This is a genomic window from Mesorhizobium sp. B3-1-6, from assembly GCF_006439555.1.
In the GTDB taxonomy this organism is placed as follows: Bacteria; Pseudomonadota; Alphaproteobacteria; order Rhizobiales; family Rhizobiaceae; genus Mesorhizobium.
Window position 1 is genome coordinate 218,643 of record NZ_VFTM01000003.1, and the last position, 22,276, is coordinate 240,918.

Genomic DNA, 22,276 nt, shown 5'->3' on the forward strand with positions numbered 1-22,276 from the left:
CACGATTGGCAGGCGCCGCCGATTTCCTTATATCGGGCGTCTGAGTTCCCCGGAGACCGCAAATGCCGCTGAAGATCGCCGTCCAGATGGACCATGTCTCCACCGTGTCGATCGCCGGCGACACCAGCTTCGCGCTGTCGCTGGAGGCGCAGCGGCGCGGCCACAAGCTTTTTCACTACACGCCGGACCGGCTGTCGATGCTGGGCGGCAAGGTGTTCGCGCGCATCGAGGAGATGCAGGTGCGCGACGAGAAGGGCAACCACTATTCGCTCGGCGAGAAGGTGCGCACCGACCTCTCCGAGATGGACGTGGTGCTGCTGAGGCAGGATCCGCCCTTCGACATGAACTACATCACCACCACGCATATACTGGAGCGCATCCATCCGAAGACGCTGGTGATCAACGACCCGGCCTGGGTGCGCAACAGCCCGGAAAAGATCTTCGTCACCGAATTCCCGGACCTGATGCCGGAGACGCTGATCACCAAGGACTCTCAGGAGGTGGCCGCCTTCCGCAAGCAATTCGGCGACATCATCGTCAAGCCGCTCTACGGCAATGGCGGCGCCGGCATCTTCCATCTGCTAGAAGCCGACCGCAATCTCGCCTCGCTGCTCGAGATGTTCGGCCAGCTGTTCCGCGAGCCCTATATCGTGCAGCGCTATCTCAAGGACGTGCGCAAGGGCGACAAGCGCATCATCCTGATCGACGGCGAGCCGGTGGGCGCCATCAACCGCGTGCCGGCCGATCACGATTCCCGCTCCAACATGCATGTCGGCGGCCGCGCCGAAAAAACCGAGCTGACGGAACGCGAGCGCGAGATCTGCGCCCGCATCGGGCCGGCGCTCAGGGAACGCGGCTTCATCCTGGTCGGCATCGACGTGATCGGCGACTACATGACCGAGATCAACGTGACCTCGCCGACCGGCGTGCGCGAGGTGCAGCGTTTCGGCGGCGCCGATATAGCTGCCCTGTTCTGGGATTGCGTGGAGGAGAAGCGGGGGTAGCTTCGGCCCGCGCTATGGGTCAGTTCGGGCAGTGGCATTCGACCGACCCTATGGCATATCCAATAGATTCAAAAAGGCTCGCGCAGCATGATCTGGCGGTCCCTCATCGTCGCCTTCTACTGTCTGGTAGGCCACCACGAGTTCCCAGCAAATCTCCGGCCCGGCGAGTTGAGCAATTCCGAGCGAGGGGAGACGAGCTTCCGCGATCGCTTCGGGTAAAAGAGCCACGCCCATGCCTCGCCTCACCAACTCGAAGAGAGTTTCGAGATCGCTGACCTCGAAGGCAATGTGTCGGCCAATGCCGGCGCCGAGAAATCCTTGGTCAACCAGCCATCGCGTCCCCCAGGTCGGTTCGAAATCGACAAAGGGCTCATCTTTCAGAGCAGCAAAAGAGACGCCTTGCGCCCCCGCGAGGGGATGCCCTGGAGCACATGCCAGGACGAGAGGCTCGCAGGCAATCATATCGGTCTTGATATCGGCTGGTGACTCGCTGAGGGGGAAAAACGCCAGATCGAGACGACCGTTCCTCATTCTTTCGATGAGTTCCGAAGAGCTGCCTTGGCGGAGTTTGACCTCAACGCCGGGATGCAAGGCGTGGAATTTTTCGATGAGCGAGGGCAGATCAAGAAACGCCGGCAGACTTTGGACCGTACCGATGCTCAATGTTCCTCGTTCCAGATTGCGGACAGCTGCAACAGACTCGCGCGCATCCCGGATGGAATCCAGCGCACTCCTCGCCTTGTCGAGCAACATTCGTCCAGCGTCGGTCAGCCTTACTTGACGCGTGCTCCGGATAAACAATTTGGCGTCGAGTTCTTCCTCGAGCAACCGGATCGAATTTGAAAGCGCCGACTGCACGATGTTCACGCGCTGCGCGGCCCGGGTGAAGTGCTTTTCCTCCGCCACGGCGACGAAATGCTGCAGCTGTCGAATTTCCAAGGAAGCGTCCTTTAATTAAGCTATCAAATCGCTTAATGGCATTAGTATAATCTATTTGAGTGATAGGCAAGGGATGCCCATCTTGGGTTTTCATGTCGCGGCGAGCGCCTCGTCGCTTTCCGGTCCATGTGCGACCCTATGTTGCGATTAAGGATATGCAACGCCTGCGCTGCAGGTGATTTTCCGATGACCTCCAGGCACTCCTCAGAATGGCATGACGACGATGGGACCGGCCCACAGCGCAAGTCAGGGATAGGCGTTTTCGGCGAGATTTCTTGGGGCATGCATATGTGCGTTTTCTACGAAGCCGCACAAGATTTGCTAGATGCCAATGCCGCATACTTTCAGGCCGGGTTGGAGAACAACGAGTTTTGCCTATGGGCGATCTCCGAGCCGATCACAGAGGAAGAAGCCAGAAACGCGCTGCGAGGTTCCATTCCCGATATCGACGCGCGCCTATCTGCCGGCCAGATCGAAATGGTGTGTGCTGCCGAGTGGTACCTGCCCGGCGGTGAATTTGACCTGAAACGGATTATCCGAAGCTGGAACGAAAAGCTTGGGAACGCACTGACGAAAGGCTATGACGGAATACGGATCAGCGGGAACGCATTCTGGCTCGGCACCGACCATTGGGAGAAGTTTTGCGAATATGAGCGCGACCTGGACCGGTCCGTCGAGGGCCAGAAAATGCTCGTCTTGTGCACTTATTCCATGGCGAAAAGCGGGATCGTGGACCTTCTCGAGGTGGCGCGCGCCCATCAGGGCACGATTATCAGGCAAAACAATGATTGGGAGTTTCTTGAGTCCCCTGAGCTCAGGCAACCAAAACAGCAGGGCGGAAAGAAGCCCAACGGCGCGCCGGACATGCTGCCGAATTCATTTCCGGGACATGATGCGCTGACGTCAAGAGAGCGCACGGTGCTGGCCCAGATCGTCAAAGGGCACTCAAGCAAGGAGATCGCCCGCATCTTGAACATCGCCCCCCGAACCGTCGAGTTTCACCGCGAGAACCTCATCAAGAAGACCGGGGCGAGGAGCACCGTCGACCTGCTTCGCATCGTCCTGAGCGATTAGCGCGAACGAACACAGCAAGGACGGACTTCGGAAGTTCCGCCAGTCTGCCAGCGGAGTACTCATTTTTCGCGCTCCCGCCTCACCACGTGGCGCACCAGACTGGCGTCGCTACGCTGGACGTGAACATCTGCCCTGTTATTCCTCCCAGTAGAAAGTGTGACGGCGGCTGATACTTTCTGCCTGAACCCACATGTCTTGCAGGCGAGCCATGCCACCAAAATTCAAGGCCGGTTTCGGCGCGCTGGTTACCTCGACAGGGAATGAACGCTCGGACTGGCTTCGCGACCACTTACCGGAAACAATCACGAATAGGCTGCCTGATCTCTCACGAGACGGCGTGGCCATCAGTGATCTCCGCGACAAGGATTGCGCGCTGGTGTACGTCAACCGGGCCTTCCAGGAGATTACAGGCTACGTCAGCAGCGAGCTTGTCGGGAAAAACTGCCGCTTTCTGCAAGGTAGCGACCGGCTCCAGCCTGAAATACATGCGGTTAGCGAGGCAATTGCGAGGCGGACGAGCATATCCGTCACTTTGAGGAACTATCGCAAAGACGGCAGTCTGTTCTGGAATGATCTTCGGCTCGTGCCGGTCAGTGCGGATGGGCAGGAGGCAACGCACTACATCGGATTGATCCGCAATGTGACCGCAGGGAAGAACGCCGCTGAGCAGATCGAGCATAGTGCGCGCTCAGACCTTCTGACCGGGGCCCTCAATCGGTATGCCTTTATCGAGGAAATTGGAAATCTCCTGGTTGGCCGGCAGGAACAGATCCTGATCGCCAAGATCGACATGGCAGGGTTCCATGACATCAACGAAGGCTACGGCTACGACGTCGGCGATCAGGTCCTGAAACAGATTGCGCAGCGGCTCGCCAGAGCGAGCATCGCCGTCGTCTCGCGGACCGGCTCAGACGAATTTGGCGTCGCGCATCCGCTGACACCCGGCCAAAGTGCTGAGACCACCAATGCGACGATCCGGTCGGTCCTTTCGCAAAGCTTCGTCGTTGCCGGCGCCACCATCAACATGCGGTTCGCCATGGGTTATGTCGTCGGACACCCGAAGGCCGATGCGATGACTCTGGCCCGCCAAGCCGGCGTTGCCTTGCGCAGATCAAAATCATCGGCTTTCCTGGAGGTTCGCGAATTCAAACCCGAGGATGAGCGGCAGGCCCGCAATCGGCTGCGCCTGACCCGCGAAATGCAGCAGGCATTGGCCAATGACGAATTCGGTTTTTATTATCAGCCGCAGGTCGAGCTGGACACGGGAACTCTGGTCGGTGGTGAGGCTTTGTTGCGATGGCATCACGGCCTGTTCGGAACTCAGCAGCCCGGTAGATTCATCGAGCACGCCGAAGACACGGGCCTCATACTTGACATCGGGTTCCGCGGTTTGCGGGCAGTCGTGGACTATGCGCAGCGGACAAACGACGGCCGGTCGACTGCGCTCAAGTTCTCGATGAACGTCTCGGCGATCGAATTCAAGCTTCGCGATATGCCGCAATTCGTTTCCGAGGTTCTGTCGGAACGCGAGGTCAATCCCGCCTGGATCACGCTTGAGCTTACCGAGGGCTTGATGGTCGAAAGCTCCGCTGAAATGCTGTCGATAATGAGAGACCTTCGTCAACTTGGGGTCGGGCTCTCGATCGATGACTTCGGGACGGGCTACGCGAACCTGCGCTACCTGGAAGAGCTTCCAATTACGGAGATCAAAATCGATCGCACCTTTATCACGGGGCTTGGAGAGAGCCGCTCCAAGCAGATCATCGTCGAATCGATCATCAGGATCTCGAACGAACTCGGATTTCGTGTCGTAGCGGAGGGGATACAAACGGGCGATGACTGCGCACGTCTACGGGATATGAATTGCCGCTTCGGACAAGGGTTTTTCTTTGGCGAGGCCGTTGATGCCGCGACTTTCGCGTGCCTCCCGCCCCAGCTTGGACACCGTTAGGATCGTGCGTGGCTGGCATAACCTCAGCGTCGATATGTTCCCGTAATGTTCTTGCCCAAAGCAAAAATCTGTGGTTGTCTGGCTTGATCTCGCTCGCAACCTGACGCAGGGCCGCGAGCGAGCCGGTATCCGGGGGCTTGAGAAAAGATGGTGGCGCGGATTCGCACGGTCGCCCGGAAAAAGATCTTCGTCACCGAGTTCTCGGAACTCAGGGGCGACAAGCGCATCATCCTGATCGACGGCGAGCCGGTGGGCGCCATCAACCGCGTGCCGGCCGATCACGATTCCCGCTCCAACATGCATGTCGGCGGCCGCGCCGAAAAAACCGAGCTGACGGAACGCGAGCGCGAGATCTGCGCCCGCATCGGGCCGGCGCTCAGGGAACGCGGCTTCATCCTGGTCGGCATCGACGTGATCGGCGACTACATGACCGAGATCAACGTGACCTCGCCGACCGGCGTGCGCGAGGTGCAGCGTTTCGGCGGCGCCGATATAGCTGCCCTGTTCTGGGATTGCGTGGAGGAGAAGCGGCTGAAGTCGGCCGCGTAATTGCCGCATGTTGACTCTACAGCACGGGTATCGCCCTCCTACCGTATTCGAGATTGTCGGAGCAATGTTGCGTCATCGCCGCTATCTCCGGAAAGGGTACCCTTCGGCGAAGTCGCAACCTGCTCTTCAGGCAAGTTTGCTGTCGGGCGATCCGTTCATATCCTATTCGGGAATGTCCGGCACGCCCCTCGGATTGGCAAGTCACATGCCTCTCCTTCCACGCAGCCACCGTGCCTGGTTTCTCATCTCGCCAACCTGGTCCATCGAAAACAATTCCAGCGTCAAAACGATCCGGACCTATGCCGTTCTGCATAGACTTAGGAACCCCCGTCACTCGCTGATCTTCCTATCCAACACACAAGCCGAGGCTGACCTCTTGAACCAGTCCGGTGAGGCGGCCGTCCTGCACAACAAGACTTCAACAACCTCCGAATACATATTCAGGCCCCTCAAGAACGTCCCTGTAGAATTTGATGCAATCTACAATGCGCAACTGGCTTCGTGGAAACGCCACGACTTGTCTCTTGGCATCGAGCGTTGCGCATTTGTCTTTTATCGTGATTTAGTCGGGTCATCTACGACGGAGTCGGAAAGGGCGCGAATAAATCGGCACAAGGAGTTCGCGCCGGGTCACGTGTTTATCAATGAGTTTGACAGCACCGGCAAGCCTGTCCGATTGGCGCCGGCTCACGTGAACATGCATCTAAATCGTGCAGCCGTGGGAATTTGTCTCTCTGAAATGGAGGGACCAATGTTCGCCAGCACAGAATATCTTCTCGCGGGGCTACCTGTTGTCACGACCCCGAACCATGGTGGCCGAGACCTTTATCTGGGTGACGATTATTCGCTTACAGTTCCACCCGATCCTCGATCCATCGCGGAGGCTGTCTTAGCGCTGAAGGAGCGACGAATCCCCCGGGCTTATATTCGTTCGCAAACTTTGAAACGAGTTGAACGAGACCGCGGGCGGTTCATAGACCTTGTAAATGAGATTTTTCTGGAAAGCGGCTCTTTGCGCCGGATCGCCATGCCTTGGCCTTTCCGATATCCTGTCATGGAGTGGCTTCCACCCCACATCGCAATCGATCGATCGCTTTCAGGTACGGTCGATGCCTTCATCACCGCCTAATGCATGTCGCGCAAAAGTGACCTCGGTTTTGCGCGACATGCATTAGGTAGCGCTCCGGGCGTCGTCCCACTGCGCCAATTAGGCCGTCTTGCGCTCGACCACGCTGGGCTCCATCACGATCGCCGCGCGGCGCCGGTCGGGCCCTTCGAGGAAGTCGACCAGCGCGTCGATGGCGATGGTGCCTGCTTCGAAGATGCGGCGGTCGATCGTCGACAGCGGGCGTTCCAGCAACGGCGCCAGATAGATGTTGTCGAAGCCCATGACGGCGCAGTCGTCGGGGACAACAAGCCCCTTTTCGCGGAGCGCAACCGTGGCGCCGATGGCCAGCATGTCGCTCATGCAGCAGATGGCCGAAAACCGGGTGGCTTCCAGAAGCTCCAATGTCGCCTGGCGCCCGAAACTGTGCTGGAATTCGCCGCAGCGGATGAGGTTTCGATCGACGGCGATGCCGGCCTGGCGGTGCGCTTCCTCGAAGCCGGCGAGCCTGATCCTGGTGTTCGAGCTTTCCGCCGAACCGCTCAGGAAGGCGATGCGGGTGTGGCCCTTGGCGATCAGGTAGCCGGCCGACTGGAAGGCGCCGTTGCGATAGTCGGTATCGACGGTCGCCGCCAGGCAATCGAGCTCCGGGACCTCGCGGTCCATCGACACGAACGGGATGTTCAGGCCCCGCAGCAGGCCGGCATTCGGGATCACGCCGCTCGCCGCCAGCACGATGCCGTCCACGCCATGGCCGGCGAGGAAGGCCAGATGCGCCTCCTCCTTATCCGGAATGCCATCCGAGTTGCACAGGATCGTCGTATAGCCGCGCTGCCGGGCAGCGTCGTCGCAGGCGCGAACCAGCTCGGTGAAATAGGGATTGAGAATATCCGGAACGATGATGCCGAGGACCTGCGAGCGACGGGTGACCAGCGAGCGGGCGATGGAGTTGGGCGTGTAGTTGAGCTCGCGCGCCAGCGACCAGATGCGGCTGCGCGTTTCCTCGCTGATAAAGGCGTCCTTGCGGTTGAGGACCTTGGAGACGGTGGCGATGGATACGCCGGCACCTCTCGCAATATCCTTGATGGTCGCCGCCACATGTCCTCGCATTGCTTGTCAAGCGCCGTCGCCCTGATCCCGTAGCCTCTTACGTCGGCAAAGTCGACAGGCCAGGTGGCGAGCAGGAGCTCCGGCCGGCCGATCGTGTTGACAGCTGGCCGGTATTGCCTTAGGTAAACGTTTAACTTCCTCGATATATGAGACTTTCCAATGCCCGTTCCGCTGTCCCACAGTGCAAGCCCGGCAACGCAAGAGACCGCGACGTGACCATGCTTTCCAGGATCCCGCTGGTGATGGATGTCGACACCGGCACCGACGATGCCGTCTGCATCGCGGCGGCGACGCTCTGCGCGGACAGGATCGAGCTGGTCGGGATCGGCGCCGTCTGCGGCAATGTCGAGATCGAGAAGACGGCCAGGAACACGCTGGATCTGATCGATTTTCTCGGCTGCGACGCGCCCGTGCATGTCGGCGCTTCTCGCCCGCTCGCCAGGCCATTGTGCACCGCCGTCAGCCACGGCACGACCGGACTGGGCGACGTGGTGCTGCCCGCCGCGCGACGCGGCTTTACCGGGGGCGGCGTAACGGAATTGATCCACGAGGCGGCGAAGCAGCACCCGGGCAGGCTCGAGATCCTCGCCGTCGGGCCGCTGACCAACATCGCCACCGCACTGATCGAACACCCTGAGCTGCCGTCGCTGATCAAACGCATCACCATCATGGGCGGCGCCATCCGCGGCGGCAACATGACCCTGGCCTCGGAGTTCAATCTCTATTGCGATCCCGAAGCCGCACGCATCGTCTTCGAATCCGGCTGCGCGCTGACGATGGTCGGCCTCGACGTCACGCTGAAGCCGGAGCTGCCGCGCCATGTGTTCGACCGGATAAGGGCTGCATCAGGTCCGCAGGCGGATGTGGTGGCGCGGGTGCTGGACTTCATGATGCGGCGCAAGGACGAATTCGGCGCCGACGACCCGAACCTGCATGACGTGATTGCGCTCGCCGCGATCGTAAAACCGTCGCTGTTCAGGTTCGAAAGCTATTACGTGCATCTGGAAACCGGCGGCGAGGTCACCCGCGGCATGACCATCGCCGATTTCAACAATGTATCAAAGAGGCCGCCAAACGCGCGGGTGGCCGTCGATATCGACGTCGACGGCTTCTGGGACTGGTTCGTCGATCTTTTCGGAGCTGGGAGATAAATGGGGCAGGATAGCGAGCATTGCGAATTCGACCGCCATCATGCGCTGGTCGAGGGCCTGGCGGCGGAGGTCCGGGGCGGATGCCTTCACCGGCGCGAGTTCCTGGCGATGGCAAGCATTTTCGGCGCATCGGCGGTGGCCGCCTATGGCCTGATCGGGCTCGCCGCGCCGACGCCGGCGCGAGCCGCCGAGCCGAAGAAGGGCGGCGTGCTGCGCGTTTCCACCTTCGTCAAGGAGCAGAAGGACCCGCGCGCCTATGACTGGCCGGAAATGGCCAATATCGCGCGCCAGTTCCTCGACACGCTGGTGCGCTACGACACCGACTACACGTTCAAGCCTTCGCTGCTCGAAAGCTGGAAGGTCAATGACGACGCCACCGAATACACGCTCAATCTGCGGCGCGGCGTGACCTGGAACAATGGCGACGACTTCACCGCCGAGGACGTGGTCTTCAACCTCGAGCGCTGGTGCGACAAGGCGGCCGAAGGCAATTCCATGGCCGGCCGCATGACCGCGCTGATCGACGCCAAGACCGGCAAGGCGCGCGACGGCGCCATCATCAGCACCGACGACCACACGGTGATGCTGAAACTGTCCTCGTCCGACATCTCGATCATACCGTCGATGACGGAATATTCCGCGCTGATCGTGCATCGCGGCTACGAGAAGGCCGGCGCCAACCTCATCGCGCATCCGGTCGGCACCGGCGCTTTCGAACTGGTCTCCTACGACGTCGGCACCAAGGCCGTCGTCAAGCGGCGCCAGAACGGCAAGTGGTGGGGTGGCGAGGCCTATCTCGACGGCATCGAGTTCATCGACTACGGCACCGATCCGGCCGCCTGGGTGAGCGCCTTCGAAGCCGGCGAGATCGACACCAATTTCGAGACCACCGCCGACTATGTCGCGATCATGGACGGCCTGGGGCTGGTGAAGTCGGAAGTGGTGACGGCGGCGACGATCCTTGCCCGCACCAATGTGACCAACAAGCCCTATGACGACATACGCGTGCGCCGCGCCCTGCAAATGGCGACCGACAATCAGGCCGTGCTGACGCTCGGCTATGGCGGCAAGGGCACGGTCGCCGAGCACCACCATGTCAGCCCGCTGCATCCGGAATATTACGCACTGCCGAAGAAGACGCGCGACCTCGAAGGCGCCAAAAAGCTGATGGCGGAGGCCGGGCAGCTCGATTTCGAGCACGAGCTGATCACCGGCGACGAGGACTGGCACCGCAGCACCGGAGACGCCATCGCCGCGCAACTGCGCGAGGCCGGCTTCAAGGTGAAGCGCACCGTGCTGCCGGGCTCGACCTTCTGGAACAACTGGACCAAATATCCCTTCTCGATGACGTCGTGGGGCATGCGGCCGCTGGGCGTCCAGAACCTCGCGCTCGCCTATCGCAGCGGCGAGGCCTGGAACGAATCCGGCTACGCCAATCCCGCGTTCGACAAGAAGCTCGACGAGGCGCTTGCCGTGCCGGATGCCGAAAAGCGCAAGGGGATCATGAAGGATGTCGAGCAGATCCTCCAGGATTCCGGCATCCTCATCCAGCCTTACTGGCGCTCGCTGTTCACCCATTCGGTGGCGGCGGTGAAGGACAATCCGGCGCATCCCAATCTCGAGCAGCATTTCGAGAAGGTGTGGCTGGACCGGTAGGCTGGGGAGGCGACAATATACCGGTTCGGCCACGCACCGTTGCCGCGGCCGAATCGATGTTCTTGTAATGTTCTTGCCTCAGCGACAAATCTGTGGTTGTCTGGCGTGAGGCCTTGGGCGGGCTGATCGCAGCGCCGTGCAGGAGCCTGAATCCGGGGGCGGGAAACATGGTGGCGCGGGTTCGCACGGTGGCTTTCCAGGGCATCGAGGCCGTGCCGGTCGATGTCCAGGTGATGGTCGGGCCGGGCAAGGTCGGCATGCAGATCGTCGGCCTGCCGGACAAGGCGGTGGCCGAAAGCCGCGAGCGCGTGCAAGCGGCGCTGCACGCATCGGGCCTGTCGATGCCTTCGAAGAAGGTGACGGTGAACCTCGCGCCGGCCGATCTTCCCAAGGAAGGCAGCCATTACGACCTGCCGATCGCGCTTGGCCTGATGGCGGCGCTCGGCGCCATCCCGGGCGACATGCTCGCCGGCTATGTGGTGCTTGGCGAATTGTCGCTCGACGGCACCATCGCCGGCGTGGCGGGCGCGCTGCCGGCGGCGATCGGCGCCAATGCCGAAGGCAAGGGCCTGATCTGCCCCTTCGCCTGCGGGCCGGAAGCGGCGTGGGCCGGCAAGGATTTCGACATTCTCGCGCCACGCAGCCTGATCGCGGTCGCCAACCATTTCCGCGGCACGCAGGTGCTGTCGCGGCCCGAGGCCGGCATAAAGCTCGCCGCGCGCGACCTGCCGGACCTCGCCGACATCAAGGGCCAGGAGAGTGCCAAGCGGGCGCTCGAAGTGGCTGCCGCCGGCGGACACAACCTCTTGATGGTCGGACCGCCTGGCTCGGGCAAGTCGATGCTGGCGCAGCGCCTGCCCTCGATCCTGCCGCCGCTGGCGCCGAAGGAACTGCTCGAAGTGTCGATGATCGCTTCCGTTGCCGGCGAGCTCGGCGAAGGCAAGCTGACCGACCGGCGGCCGTTCCGCGCCCCGCATCACTCCGCCTCGATGGCGGCGATGGTGGGCGGCGGGCTGCGCGCGCGGCCAGGCGAGGTCTCGCTCGCCCATCACGGCGTTCTGTTCCTCGACGAGTTGCCGGAATTCACGCCGCAGACGCTCGACGCGCTGCGCCAGCCGCTGGAAACGGGCGACTGCATGATCGCGCGGGCCAACCACCGCGTCACCTATCCGGCCCGCATCCAGCTGGTGGCGGCGATGAACCCATGTCGTTGCGGCATGTCGGGCGAGCCCGGCTATCGCTGCTTGCGCGGCGACCGCTGCCGCACCGAATACCAGGCGCGCATTTCCGGCCCGCTGCTCGACCGCATCGACCTTCGGATCGAGGTGCCGGCGGTCTCGGCGAGCGACCTGATCCGGCCGGACAAGGCCGAGACAAGTGCCGCGGTGGCGCAGCGCGTGGCGCGTGCGCGCGCCATGCAGCGCGAACGGCTGGAGAAGCTCGGCGCCGGCGCGACCACCAACGCGCATTGCCCGCCTTCGATCATCGAGGAGATCGCCAAGCCCGATACCGCCGGTCTGACGCTGCTCAAGGACGCCAGCGAAAAGCTCGGCTTTTCGGCGCGCGCCTATCATCGCGTGCTGAAGGTGGCGCGCACGCTGGCCGACCTCGACGCCAGCGAGACGGTCGGCCGCATTCATCTGGCCGAGGCGATTTCCTACCGGATGAGCGCGGAGCGGATGGCGCAGGCGGCTTGATGAAGCGACCTGATGCCGCCGGAACGGGGAAGAGCTCTGTCATTTTTTGTTCAAGGCAATTCCTGACGGCGGCGCGATTTGGCGTGCAGCCGCGCCGGCATCATCATGAGCAAATTGCGATGCCCGGAATCAGAATTTGTAGGCTAAGGCAGCGCGAACGACACTGAAGTTCGTCTTCACGTTATACGGATCGATCGGGTCAAACCCGAAGTCTTTCTTGCCGAGGTCGACATAGAGATATTCCGCACGGGCGGTCCAATTGTTGCTGAAAGCGTATTCAACACCGCCGCCGACTGCATATCCTGTCTGGAATTTGGTCCTGGCTACACCGAAGACGTGCTCATCGATCTTCACATCACCCATCGCAACGCCGGCCGTGACATAAGGAAGCCAGCGATCAAAGGCGTAGCCGACGCGGCCCCGGATCGTTCCGAAGGCATCGACGCTCGCTTCTGCGCCAAGGCCGCCGCCGCCAACCCCCGGCGAGAATTCTTTCTTGAAACCCAGGTAGTTGATATCGCCTTCGATACCGAGAACCCACTGACCGTACTGATAATTGGCGCCAACCAAAGCGCCGCCGGTGAAATTGCCGATGTCTGCCGACCCAGGAATGCCGATGAAATCGCCATCGACCTTTCCGAAGGCCCCACCCGCATTCGCACCAACATAAAGGCCGGTCCAGGAATAGGGAACTTCCATGGAGGCCACGGGTTGGACGATGTCAGCGGCATTGGCCCCAGTCATGGCCACGCCCAGAACCAGGAAAGTCCCAAGGATAGAACGCATCGATTGTCTCCCAAGCGTCGCTCGTTATCGCCGCCACTGCAAAGAGCTTAATCTTAATTGTCTAATAAACCTGTAGCAAAACAGTCACTCAATGCGGGAAATGGGGATTGCCGAACGTCCAAGGCGGAACACTTTCTGATCGGCGGACAAAGTGCTGAAGCGGCAATTGATGCCGGTAAGGACGCCAACGGGACGCTCGGCTTCATGCGTGAACTTATCGCCGGAAAGGGGCGCGGATGCCGGCCGATCTCCTCCTCAATCGGTCGCCGGGATCAGCTTCTGCAGCGTCGGTGCCAGGATCATGCCGAAGGTCAGGACATCGCCGTAGGCCCGGGCGGAAATCATCGCCCCGTGCACGGTCGCCATGAATGCCTCCGCTTCCGCGCGCGGGGCGGCGGAGATCGTCAATGCGCCCTGCGCGGCACCGCGCTCGATGACGCCGGTCAGCCACCCCGAGAGAAACTGAAAATACACCCGGACCTCCACGGCAACCTCCGGCGGAAGGGCGGGAAGCTCGCTGGCGAGCAAGGCGCAGACGCAGATCGGCCGGCTCGCGTCCTCGATGCACTGCGCCCAGAAGCCGGCATAGGTTCGCAGCAATTCCGGCGGCGCAGGCACATTGCGCTCAAGCTCCGTCATGCCCGTCACGGCATCCTCGAGGTAGCGCCTGACCAGGGTCTGCACGAGGTCGACTTTGCTGGGGAAATGATGATGGATGCTGGCTTTGCGGATACCAACCACCTCGGCAATGTCGGCATAGCTGAACCCGTTATAGCCGCCGGCGACGATGAAGCTTCGCGCGGCGGCCAGGATGTCATCGGCGGTGTTCGAGGGCTTATCCATAGACATGCCTAACGTCCGACGGAAGAAAGCTCAACTCGCCACCTGCCGCGACTTGCGAAGCATATCGCTGACGGAAAGCCACACGGCGGACACCAGGAAGTAGAAGGCGCCGAAGGCGGCGTAGGGCGCGACATTGGCGATGCCGATGGCCTCCGCGCCGCCCGCCATCTTGACGAAGAAGAGGCCGGCCAGCGCTGACTGGGCGCCGCTCAGGATCATCGCCCATTGGGCGCCGTTGGTCTTCCAGCGGCGTAGGGCGGTGAGGAGCTGAAATGCGCCGGAGACGACCGCCCAGACCCCATAGACCGCAAGCACCGCGTTCATGCCGCGGCCAAGCGCGAGGGCGACCGCGATCGCGGTGAGGATGCTGACGGCGAAATTGAGGAGCTGCGACTTGTTGCGGCCGAGCCCGCCGCTGCGCTGCGCGTCGACATAGTTCGCGAGCGCGTCCCAGGCGGGGTAGGCCACCAGCATGACGGCGGCGAGCGGCGGAACCGACTTAGCGACGGTGAAGGCTACCGCGACCCAGGCCGCCGATACGGCAAACCGTAGATAGTAGTAGCTTTTGAGCCAGCCGTTTGAGGACCGGGCGCGGTTCTGGCCGCTCATTTGTGAAGACATGACGGATACCTTTCCTGGAGAGTCGGCACCAACCTACTAGTAGGTAGATCAACGTTCGTCAAGCGATTTGCGAGGTCGCCGCCTCGTTGAGCGCTCGACGATGCGTTCGCATCCCGGTAACTGCGTGGTATGGTGGAACCGATCCGCGCGGGGGCGAAGGATGATTTCAGTTCTGCCGGCGCGCAGCGCCGAAGACTTCGAGACCATGGCCATGCTCTGCGGCAGGCTAGCGCAGTGGGATGTCGACGCGTCCGCGCCCCATGGTGTCTCGGAGGAGGATATAAGGATGCTCTTCCAGCCCGGCACCAGCGGCCATAAACTGGCAATGCAATTCGGTGTGCCGGATGCCATGGCCTTCATTGCGCGATCGGGCAACGTGCCGGCGGGCTGCCTCGCCTTCGGTCCGTTCGGCGATGGCACGGCGGAACTTCACAAGTTCTTCGTCGATGCATCCTTCCGGGGACAAGGCATAGGTCGCGCGCTGATGGGCGCGGTCCTGGCGGAGATCGACAAGAGCCCGGCCCGCATGGTGCTGATCCACACCACTTTCTATATGGAAAGCGCGATTGCCGTGTACGAGGCGTTCGGCTTCAGGCCCTGCGCGCCGTTTCGCGACACGCCCGCGCATGTCAGGCACACGGACGTCTTCCTGTCGCGCACGATCAAAGGCGGGTGAGGGCCGCAGCCGCCGACCAGCCGGCGGTAAGCCAGCAGACTCAAGCAGAGTCCTGCCTGTCGCGCGCCTTCAGCTCCAGCCGCCGCGTATGCAGCACCGGCTCGGTGTAGCCGTTGGGCTGGCTCGCCCCTTTGAACACCAGGTCGCAGGCGGCCTGGAAGGCGACGGAATTGTCGAAATCGGGCGCCATCGGCCGGTAGAGCGGGTCGCCGACATTCTGGCGGTCGACGATCGCCGCCATGCGCTGCAGCGAATCGCGGACCTGGATTTCCGAGCAGACCTTGTGGCGCAGCCAGTTGGCGATGTGCTGCGAGGAGATGCGCAGCGTGGCGCGGTCCTCCATCAGGCCGACATCGTTGATATCGGGCACTTTCGAACAGCCGACGCCCTGGTCGATCCAGCGCACGACATAGCCCAGGATGCCTTGCGCGTTGTTGTCGAGCTCGCGCTGGATCTCGTCCGGCGTCCAGTTCGGCCGCACCGCGACCGGCACCGACAGGATGTCGTCGAGCTTGGCCTTCGGCCGGCTCTTCAGCGCCGCCTGCACGGCGTGCACGTCGACCTTGTGATAGTGCGTGGCATGCAGGGTGGCGGCCGTCGGCGACGGCACCCAGGCGGTGTTGGCGCCGGCCTTGGGATGCGCGATCTTCTCGACCAGCATCGCCGCCATCAGGTCCGGCATCGCCCACATGCCCTTGCCGATCTGGGCGTGGCCGGCGAGCCCGCATTCCAGGCCCGTGTCGACATTCCACGCCTCATAGGCGGAAATCCAGGCGGCCTGCTTCATGTCGCCCTTGCGGATCATCGGGCCGGCTTCCATCGAGGTGTGGATCTCGTCGCCGGTGCGGTCGAGGAAACCGGTGTTGATGAACACCACGCGCTCTCTTGCGGCGCGGATCGCTTCCTTGAGGTTGACGGTGGTGCGCCGCTCCTCGTCCATGATGCCCATCTTGATGGTGTTCGTGGCCATGCCGAGCAGCGCCTCGACTCGGTCGAAAATCTCGACGGCGAAGGCGACTTCGTCCGGCCCGTGCATTTTCGGCTTCACAACATACATCGAGCCGGCGCGGGAATTGGCGCGGCGGCCGTTGTCGCCGACATCGTGCAGCGCGATCAACGCGGTGATGGCGGCGTCCATGATGCCTTCCGGCATCTCGTGCCCCTCGCGATCCAGGATCGCCGGATTGGTCATCAGGTGGCCGACATTGCGCACCAGCATCAGCGAGCGCCCCGGCAGCAAGAGCTGGCCGCCATTCGGCGCCGTGTAGCGGCGGTCGGGATTGAGCTTGCGGGTAAACGTCTTGCCGCCCTTGGTGATCTCTTCGGCAAGGTCGCCCTTCATCAGGCCGAGCCAGTTGCGGTAGACGACGACCTTGTCCTGCGCATCCACGGCCGCGACCGAATCCTCACAGTCCTGGATGGTGGTCAAGGCCGATTCCAGGATGACGTCGGCGATGCCCGCGGGATCGGTCCTGCCGATCTGGTTGGCGCGGTCGATCACGATCTCGATATGCAGGCCGTTCTTCACCAGCAGCACCGCTTCGGGATTGGCGGCATCGCCGCGATAGCCGGCGAACTGTTTTGGGTCGGCCAGCGTCGTGGCGCCGGCGCCTTCGCCCACCTTGAGCGCGCCATTGGCGACCGAGAGCCCGTTGACGCCGGCCCATTTGCCCGTGGTCAGCGGCACCGACTGGTCGAGAAAATCCCTGGCCCAGGCAATCACCTTGGCGCCGCGCGCCGGGTTGAAACCCTTGCCCTTCTCGGCGCCGCCGGTCTCGGGAATGGCGTCGGTGCCGTAGAGCGCGTCATAGAGCGAGCCCCAGCGGGCATTGGCGGCGTTGAGCGCATAGCGCGCGTTCATCACCGGCACGACCAGCTGCGGTCCGGCGACGACGGCGATCTCGGGATCGACATTGACGGTCGAGACGCTGAAGGCCGGGCCTTCCGGCACCAGGTAGCCGATCTCCTTCAGGAAGCCTTTGTAGGCCTCCATGTCGATCGGCGCGCCGTTTTCGCGGTACCAACCGTCGAGCTTTTCCTGCATGGCGTCGCGTTTTGCCAGCAGCGCCCGGTTCTTCGGCGCGAGGTCGTGGACGATCTCTGAAAAGCCGGTCCAGAATTTCTCCGGGTCGATGCCGATGCCGACTGCCGCCTCCTCGGCCACGAAGTCATGGAGCTCCCGGGCAATCCGCAACCCGGCGATCTCGATGCGGTCGGTCATCTACACGTCTCCAGATAGTAGGCTTTGGCCTTGTTAGCGGGGGCCTTTGGCATGTTTGGGGTTGCGGGGTCAATTCGGCTTAGGATGTAGGGAGGATTTGGCGGGGCGGCGAAGCTGCTGATCTCCCCCCTCGTGGGGGAGATGCCCGGCAGGGCAGAGGGGGGCGCGAAGGAACGCCAATCTCGTCACTTTCTATCCCGTGCAAATGTCACCCAGACTGGCTGTCGGAGAGGCGGAAGAACGGAGACGCTGGCGGGACAGCGCCCCCCTCTGGCCTGCCGGCCATCTCCCCCACAAGCGGGGAGATTACGCTCTCGCTACACCGCAATCCGCGGCCGTCCCGACGCCACCGCCACGACATGCGCTTCGATGAACATGCGCTGGCCTTCGATGGTCGAGACCTTGAACTCGGTGGCGATTTCGATCTCGGCGCTGTCGGTACCGGCGTCCTTCGCGCGCTCGGCCGCCAATGCCCGCACATCGGCCTCAGCCGCCGCGATCGCCTTGTCCTCTTCGGTGAAGTCGCGCACCGTCTGGCCCGAGGCGAGGCGGAACAGGCCTTCCTTGGGCTGGCTGACGCGGGCTTCGGCCGAGACGCGCACCTGGCCGACCACGGCGCCGAGCGCGTTGGCGACGTCTGTGTCTTCCGGCACGATGCAGCCATTGCCGACCAGCACGGCCAAGCCGGCATAGTGCAGCGGCGCCGACGCGCCGAGGCCGATCACCGGGCGGTCGAGCGCGACGGTGAAGCGGGCGATGCCGGGATGGGCGTCGACCGCGCGCTGCACCAGCGCGTGCGCGACGGTGGCGGCGCCGTCCAGCCCGTCCTCGGCGAAGGCGGTTTCGAGGATGTATTCGGCCGACCAGCGGGTCAGCGTCACCAGCACGCGCTCGGCGATGGCCTCCGGCGTCGCCGCGATCGTCTGGCCGCGGCCGTCGCGGCGGCGGGCGAAGAGCTCGGCGCCGAGGTGGGCGGCGGCGGCGTCCCAATTGGACTGTTTTCCCACGACATGGGCGGCGTCGGACGGTGTGAAGCCTGAGATATGCACGAGCCCGCGCGCGACCAGCCGGTTCAGCGTGGCGTTCTGGGCATTCGACGACAAAAGCCTGTCGAGCGCCAGCGGGGTGGCGCCGATCGTCTCGTACAGCTTCGCTTCCGGCGCGGTGAGGCCGGCGGCGAGCCGGTCCGGCACGCCGGTGCGCACGGCAAAGCGCCCGTCCATGCGGCCGGGGTTCGGCGCGCGCAGCTGGCGCTCCAGCTCCGACGTCACCGCCTCGCCATGCACCATGCCGGAAAGCGCCAGCGGCACCAGGCGGCGCGGGCCAAGCAGGATTTTCGGGTCGAGCGCGCCGTCTTCCAGCGTGACTTCGGAATCACCGCCGAGGCCGAAGGTGCGCATCGCGACCGCCTCGACCATGGTGCGGAAGCCACCGACGGTGGCGCCTTCCGGATCGAGCCGCGGACGGCCGCCGTCGAGCACGGCGACGTCCGTCGTGGTGCCGCCGATATCCGAGACCATGGCGTCGTCCAGCCCGGTCATGTGGCGGGCGCCGACAAGGCTGGCGGCCGGGCCGGACAGGATCGTCTCGATCGGCCGCTGGCGGGCAAAGGCCGCCGAGACCAGCGCGCCGTCGCCGCGCACCACCATCAGGGGTGCTGCGATGCCGCGATGGCCAAGAAAACCTTCGGTCGCAGCGACCAGCCGGTCGATCATCGAGATCAGTCGGGCGTTGAGCAAGGTGGTCAGCGCCCGGCGCGGGCCGCCGAGCTTGGCCGACAACTCGTGGCTGGCGGTGACCGGCAGGCCGGTCTTGTCGCGTATCAGGTCGCGGGCCGCGAGCTCATGCGCCGGGTTGCGGGTGGCGAAATAGGCGCAGACGGCAAAGCCCGACACCGAGCCGCCAAGCTCGGGGAGCGCCGCCTCGAGGCCGGACAGGTCGAGTTTCGCCGCATTGCCATGCACGTCATGGCCGCCGGGGCAGAACACCACCGGGTCGGTGCCGAGCGCCGTCTTCAACCCGTCGCGGGCAAGGTCGGCCTCGGAAAAGCCGATCATGACCAGCGCCACGCGCCCGCCCTGGCCCTCGACCAGCGCGTTGGTGGCCAGAGTGGTGGACATCGAGACCAGCTTGATGGCGGCCGGATCGGTGGCGGATTCCTGAAGCACCGCATCCACCGCGCCGGAAATGCCGACGGCGAGGTCGTGCCGCGTGGTCAGCGATTTGGCCTTGGCCAGGACTTTTCCCTTGGGTCCGCCTCCCTCGGACCACAGCACGGCATCGGTGTAGGTGCCGCCGGTGTCGATGCCGAGGAAGAGGGGGTGAGGCTTGGCGGTCATTTTGGGCGGGCGGTCCGGGCAAGAGGGCTTTGTCGCGAAGCCCTTAGCCGATACGGGCTGGCCGATAAAGGCGGGAGAGGTGGGCCAGGGGGAAGAGCTAATCTCCCCCCTTGTGGGGGAGATGGCCGGCAGGCCAGAGGGGGGCGCTGTCCCGCTGACCTGACCGCGCTATTCGGATGGACTTCCAAGCCCGGTCACGATCACGATATGCTGGCAAACATTATCGATGTCGCGAATGACATCTTCGTTCCAGAACCGCAGAACGGTCCAGCCATCTTTCTCCAGCCTCGCAGTCCGTGCCTCATCGCCTGCGACGGCATCGGCTTCTCCGTGCTGAGACCCGTCGACCTCGACGACGAGCTTCTTCTGCGGGCAAGCGAAGTCTACGATATATCCGGCGATCGGGAACTGGCGCCGGAAGCCTAGGCCCATCAACCGATGGGCGCGAAGCTCGTTCCAAAGCTTCAATTCGGCTCCTGTCATCACCTTGCGCATTGATCTGGCGTTGGCACGGTGTTTTGGTGACAGCGGCGTATGGGGCATTTGCATCGCTCGGTGATTGTTAAGGTTCGCGCTCTACGGCGCCCCCCTCTGTCCTGCCGGACATCTCCCCCACGAGGGGGGAGATTGGCAGCTTCGACGCCTACCCCACAAACCCCACCCTTTTATGGCTCCCGTCGCAGAACGGCTTGTTGGCCGAGTGCCCGCAGCGGCAGAGAAACACCTTGGTGGTGCGGGCGATCGTATGTCCTGTCCCGGTGACGATCTCGGCATTGCCTTCGACCTTGAGCGGTCCGTTGACCGTGGGCGTCACCGTCAGCGGGCCATCCCGCGCTTCCAGCACCTGCGCTTCCTTCAGCGGCGGCTCGCCGGTGGCGGTGAAGCCGGCCTTGATGTGGCTGTTGTCGCAGAACGGCTTGTTCTGGGAGAGGCCGCAACGGCAGAGCGTGGCGCGAAAGACGGTTTCGTCACCCAGCACGATCTCGGCATGCACCGCCAGCGGGCCGTTTTCCCTCAACCGCACCGTGTTGACCACCGGCGGCTTCTCCTGCGGTCCGCCATCCTTTCTGGTGTAGGTGATGGCGCCCGACGGGCAGTTCTGCGCCAGCGCCACGACCTGCTCGACGCTGGCCGCTTCCGGATGGATCCATTCGCCCGGCGCGTTGGGCACGAAGACATGCGGGTTGCCGAGCACGCAATTGCGCGAATGGATGCAGCGCTTGCCGCTGAAAGAAACGTCGATCTTCTCGCCTTCGACCGTGCCTGCCATTTGGGTGGGGTCTCCTGTTGGTGGGTGGAGACGAGGCTAGGGCGGGGGCGAGAGGGGCGTCAAGCTGGCCGGAGGCACAACCTGCTCCTTCTCCCTGTGGGCCCCTGTGCGAGAAGGGGAAGAAGGCGCCACCCTACTCCTCCAGATCGATCTCCTGGGTCTCGCCGCCGCTGCAGGTGTAGCAGCAGTCTTCGCATTTTTCCTTGTTGCCGGGGCCGACGCCCCAATAGGTCGCCTCGTCGCCGTCGACCCAGGCGCCGTAGCAGATGGATTCGCCCTCGTTGCAGGAGATCGGCAGCTCTTTGGTCTCGCCGTCGTCGAGGTAGAAATCCTTGCCGTTGCCCGGCCAGACATAGTCGCGGTCCTGGCTGTAGAGCTCGAGCCGCATGGCATTGGGATGGCTGTTCTTGATCTGGAAGGTGACGTCGCCGGCATGAGCGGCAGGCGAAAACAGGACGGCAAGCGAAAACGCGGCGGCAAAGCGGCGCGCGGATAGCAAAGACATGAAAACCCCCGATGACGAATCGGCCCCCACGGCCGATGGTTGGATGATGACATGGCCGGCGCGTATGCCAAGGGGCGGCAGCGAAAATGGCTGACGGAATTGGGTGTGATTGTTGAGGCTGTGGCGATTGGCTGATCTCCCCCCAAGAGGGGGAGATTGGCAGCTTCAACGCCCCGCTACTCCGCCAGATCGACCGTCTCGGTCGAGTGCTCGGTGCAGATGAAGCAGCAGGTGTCGCAGGGCTGGTCGTTGTCGGGGCCGACGCCGACGGTGACGGAATCGTCGCCGTTCACCCAGGCGCCCCAGCAGATGTGCTCGCCGGGCTCGCAGGAGATCGGCACGGATTTCCGCGCCTTCGGCCGGATGAGAAACACCTTGTCGTCGCCCGGCCAGACTTTGCCGCTGTCGCGGCCGAACAGCTCGACCGCGACGCCGTCCGAACGCTGGTTGCGGACGAAGACCGACATGTCGGCGGCGAAGGCCGGCGAGGTGAGGAGAAGGAAGGCGAGCAGAGCGCGAATCATGGCGAGGTCCTCCGAGGGAGTAGAGCACGGGTGAAGTGCGTAATCTCCCCCCTTGTGGGGGAGATGCCCGGCAGGGCAGAGGGGGGCGCGAAGGAACGCGGCGTTTGTGTCAATCAAAGAGAACCTGGCCGCGAAAGCTTACCCTTTGAGACGCCGGCGGGACAGCGCCCCCCTCTGTCCTGCCGGACATCTCCCCCACAAGGGGGGAGATCAGCAGCTTCGGCGCCCCGCTCCTTCTAAAACGCAGGCGATCGC

Annotated in this window: 20 protein-coding genes; 9 read left to right on the forward strand and 11 right to left on the reverse strand. The window is 63.2% G+C overall.

Going from position 1 to position 22,276, the window contains the following annotated elements:
• Positions 1 to 62 precede the first annotated feature (62 nt).
• A complete protein-coding gene (gshB, locus tag FJ414_RS05270; protein WP_140642014.1) occupies positions 63 to 1,004 on the forward strand; it encodes a glutathione synthase in 942 nt (313 codons plus the stop codon).
• A 48-nt stretch (positions 1,005 to 1,052) separates the two neighbouring features.
• On the opposite strand, the gene FJ414_RS05275 is transcribed toward gshB, so the two are convergent.
• The gene (locus tag FJ414_RS05275; protein WP_140642016.1) at positions 1,053 to 1,943 is read right to left on the reverse strand and encodes a LysR substrate-binding domain-containing protein; all 891 of its coding nucleotides are present in this window, start codon (positions 1,941 to 1,943) and stop codon (positions 1,053 to 1,055) included.
• 186 nt (positions 1,944 to 2,129) lie between these two features.
• Between FJ414_RS05275 and FJ414_RS05280 the strand changes: the two genes are divergently transcribed.
• The 4 genes from FJ414_RS05280 to FJ414_RS05295 all read left to right on the forward strand — a co-directional run bounded on the left by FJ414_RS05280 (position 2,130) and on the right by FJ414_RS05295 (position 6,646).
• Positions 2,130 to 3,017 carry an MEDS domain-containing protein gene (locus FJ414_RS05280; protein ID WP_181181529.1) on the forward strand — a complete coding sequence of 296 codons (888 nt, stop codon included), beginning with the start codon at positions 2,130 to 2,132 and terminating at the stop codon, positions 3,015 to 3,017.
• 208 nt (positions 3,018 to 3,225) lie between these two features.
• On the forward strand, positions 3,226 to 4,968 hold the full coding sequence (locus FJ414_RS05285; protein ID WP_181175534.1) for a GGDEF domain-containing phosphodiesterase: 1,743 nt from the start codon (positions 3,226 to 3,228) through the stop codon (positions 4,966 to 4,968).
• Between the two features lie 147 nt (positions 4,969 to 5,115).
• A complete protein-coding gene (locus FJ414_RS05290; protein WP_281405792.1) occupies positions 5,116 to 5,517 on the forward strand; it encodes a hypothetical protein in 402 nt (133 codons plus the stop codon).
• 205 nt (positions 5,518 to 5,722) lie between these two features.
• Positions 5,723 to 6,646 (forward strand): glycosyltransferase family 4 protein, encoded by a 924-nt coding sequence (locus tag FJ414_RS05295; RefSeq protein WP_140642022.1) that lies wholly within the window; start codon positions 5,723 to 5,725, stop codon positions 6,644 to 6,646.
• Between the two features lie 78 nt (positions 6,647 to 6,724).
• Here FJ414_RS05295 and FJ414_RS05300 read toward each other — a convergent pair whose 3' ends face one another.
• Positions 6,725 to 7,720: a LacI family DNA-binding transcriptional regulator gene (locus FJ414_RS05300; protein ID WP_181181530.1), complete on the reverse strand. Its 996-nt coding sequence runs from the start codon at positions 7,718 to 7,720 to the stop codon at positions 6,725 to 6,727.
• Positions 7,721 to 7,950: 230 nt separating this feature from the next.
• Here FJ414_RS05300 and FJ414_RS05305 point away from each other — a divergent pair, with 230 nt between their 5' ends.
• From FJ414_RS05305 to FJ414_RS05315, 3 genes are all read left to right on the forward strand, one after another.
• Positions 7,951 to 8,883, forward strand: a complete 933-nt coding sequence (locus tag FJ414_RS05305) for a nucleoside hydrolase (RefSeq protein ID WP_246672306.1) — start codon at positions 7,951 to 7,953, stop codon at positions 8,881 to 8,883.
• Positions 8,884 to 10,539, forward strand: coding sequence for an ABC transporter substrate-binding protein (locus tag FJ414_RS05310; protein ID WP_140642028.1), 1,656 nt, complete (start codon positions 8,884 to 8,886; stop codon positions 10,537 to 10,539). It abuts the gene before it with no gap.
• 167 nt (positions 10,540 to 10,706) lie between these two features.
• Positions 10,707 to 12,236, forward strand: coding sequence for a YifB family Mg chelatase-like AAA ATPase (locus FJ414_RS05315; RefSeq protein WP_140642030.1), 1,530 nt, complete (start codon positions 10,707 to 10,709; stop codon positions 12,234 to 12,236).
• Between the two features lie 129 nt (positions 12,237 to 12,365).
• Here the strand turns inward: FJ414_RS05315 and FJ414_RS05320 are convergent, their stop codons facing one another.
• From FJ414_RS05320 to FJ414_RS05330, 3 genes are all read right to left on the reverse strand, one after another.
• Positions 12,366 to 13,022 (reverse strand): outer membrane protein, encoded by a 657-nt coding sequence (locus tag FJ414_RS05320; protein WP_140642032.1) that lies wholly within the window; start codon positions 13,020 to 13,022, stop codon positions 12,366 to 12,368.
• A gap of 255 nt (positions 13,023 to 13,277) precedes the next feature.
• Complete coding sequence (locus tag FJ414_RS05325; protein WP_140642034.1) at positions 13,278 to 13,865, reverse strand: TetR/AcrR family transcriptional regulator; 588 nt, start codon at positions 13,863 to 13,865, stop codon at positions 13,278 to 13,280.
• Between the two features lie 30 nt (positions 13,866 to 13,895).
• Positions 13,896 to 14,486: a DUF308 domain-containing protein gene (locus tag FJ414_RS05330; protein WP_140642036.1), complete on the reverse strand. Its 591-nt coding sequence runs from the start codon at positions 14,484 to 14,486 to the stop codon at positions 13,896 to 13,898.
• 160 nt (positions 14,487 to 14,646) lie between these two features.
• Here FJ414_RS05330 and FJ414_RS05335 point away from each other — a divergent pair, with 160 nt between their 5' ends.
• Entirely contained in the window at positions 14,647 to 15,162 is a 516-nt protein-coding gene (locus FJ414_RS05335; protein ID WP_246672303.1) for a GNAT family N-acetyltransferase, read from the forward strand.
• A gap of 40 nt (positions 15,163 to 15,202) precedes the next feature.
• Here the strand turns inward: FJ414_RS05335 and FJ414_RS05340 are convergent, their stop codons facing one another.
• From FJ414_RS05340 to FJ414_RS05365, 6 genes are all read right to left on the reverse strand, one after another.
• Positions 15,203 to 17,383, reverse strand: coding sequence for a malate synthase G (locus FJ414_RS05340; protein ID WP_140642038.1), 2,181 nt, complete (start codon positions 17,381 to 17,383; stop codon positions 15,203 to 15,205).
• Positions 17,384 to 17,700: 317 nt separating this feature from the next.
• Positions 17,701 to 19,722 (reverse strand): hydantoinase/oxoprolinase family protein, encoded by a 2,022-nt coding sequence (locus tag FJ414_RS05345; protein WP_140642040.1) that lies wholly within the window; start codon positions 19,720 to 19,722, stop codon positions 17,701 to 17,703.
• 168 nt (positions 19,723 to 19,890) lie between these two features.
• Positions 19,891 to 20,265, reverse strand: coding sequence for an endonuclease domain-containing protein (locus FJ414_RS05350; RefSeq protein ID WP_140642042.1), 375 nt, complete (start codon positions 20,263 to 20,265; stop codon positions 19,891 to 19,893).
• 100 nt (positions 20,266 to 20,365) lie between these two features.
• A complete protein-coding gene (locus tag FJ414_RS05355; RefSeq protein ID WP_140642044.1) occupies positions 20,366 to 20,992 on the reverse strand; it encodes a CDGSH iron-sulfur domain-containing protein in 627 nt (208 codons plus the stop codon).
• 133 nt (positions 20,993 to 21,125) lie between these two features.
• Entirely contained in the window at positions 21,126 to 21,497 is a 372-nt protein-coding gene (locus tag FJ414_RS05360) for a hypothetical protein (protein ID WP_140642046.1), read from the reverse strand.
• A 176-nt stretch (positions 21,498 to 21,673) separates the two neighbouring features.
• Entirely contained in the window at positions 21,674 to 22,021 is a 348-nt protein-coding gene (locus FJ414_RS05365; RefSeq protein WP_140642048.1) for a hypothetical protein, read from the reverse strand.
• Positions 22,022 to 22,276: the final 255 nt, after the last annotated feature.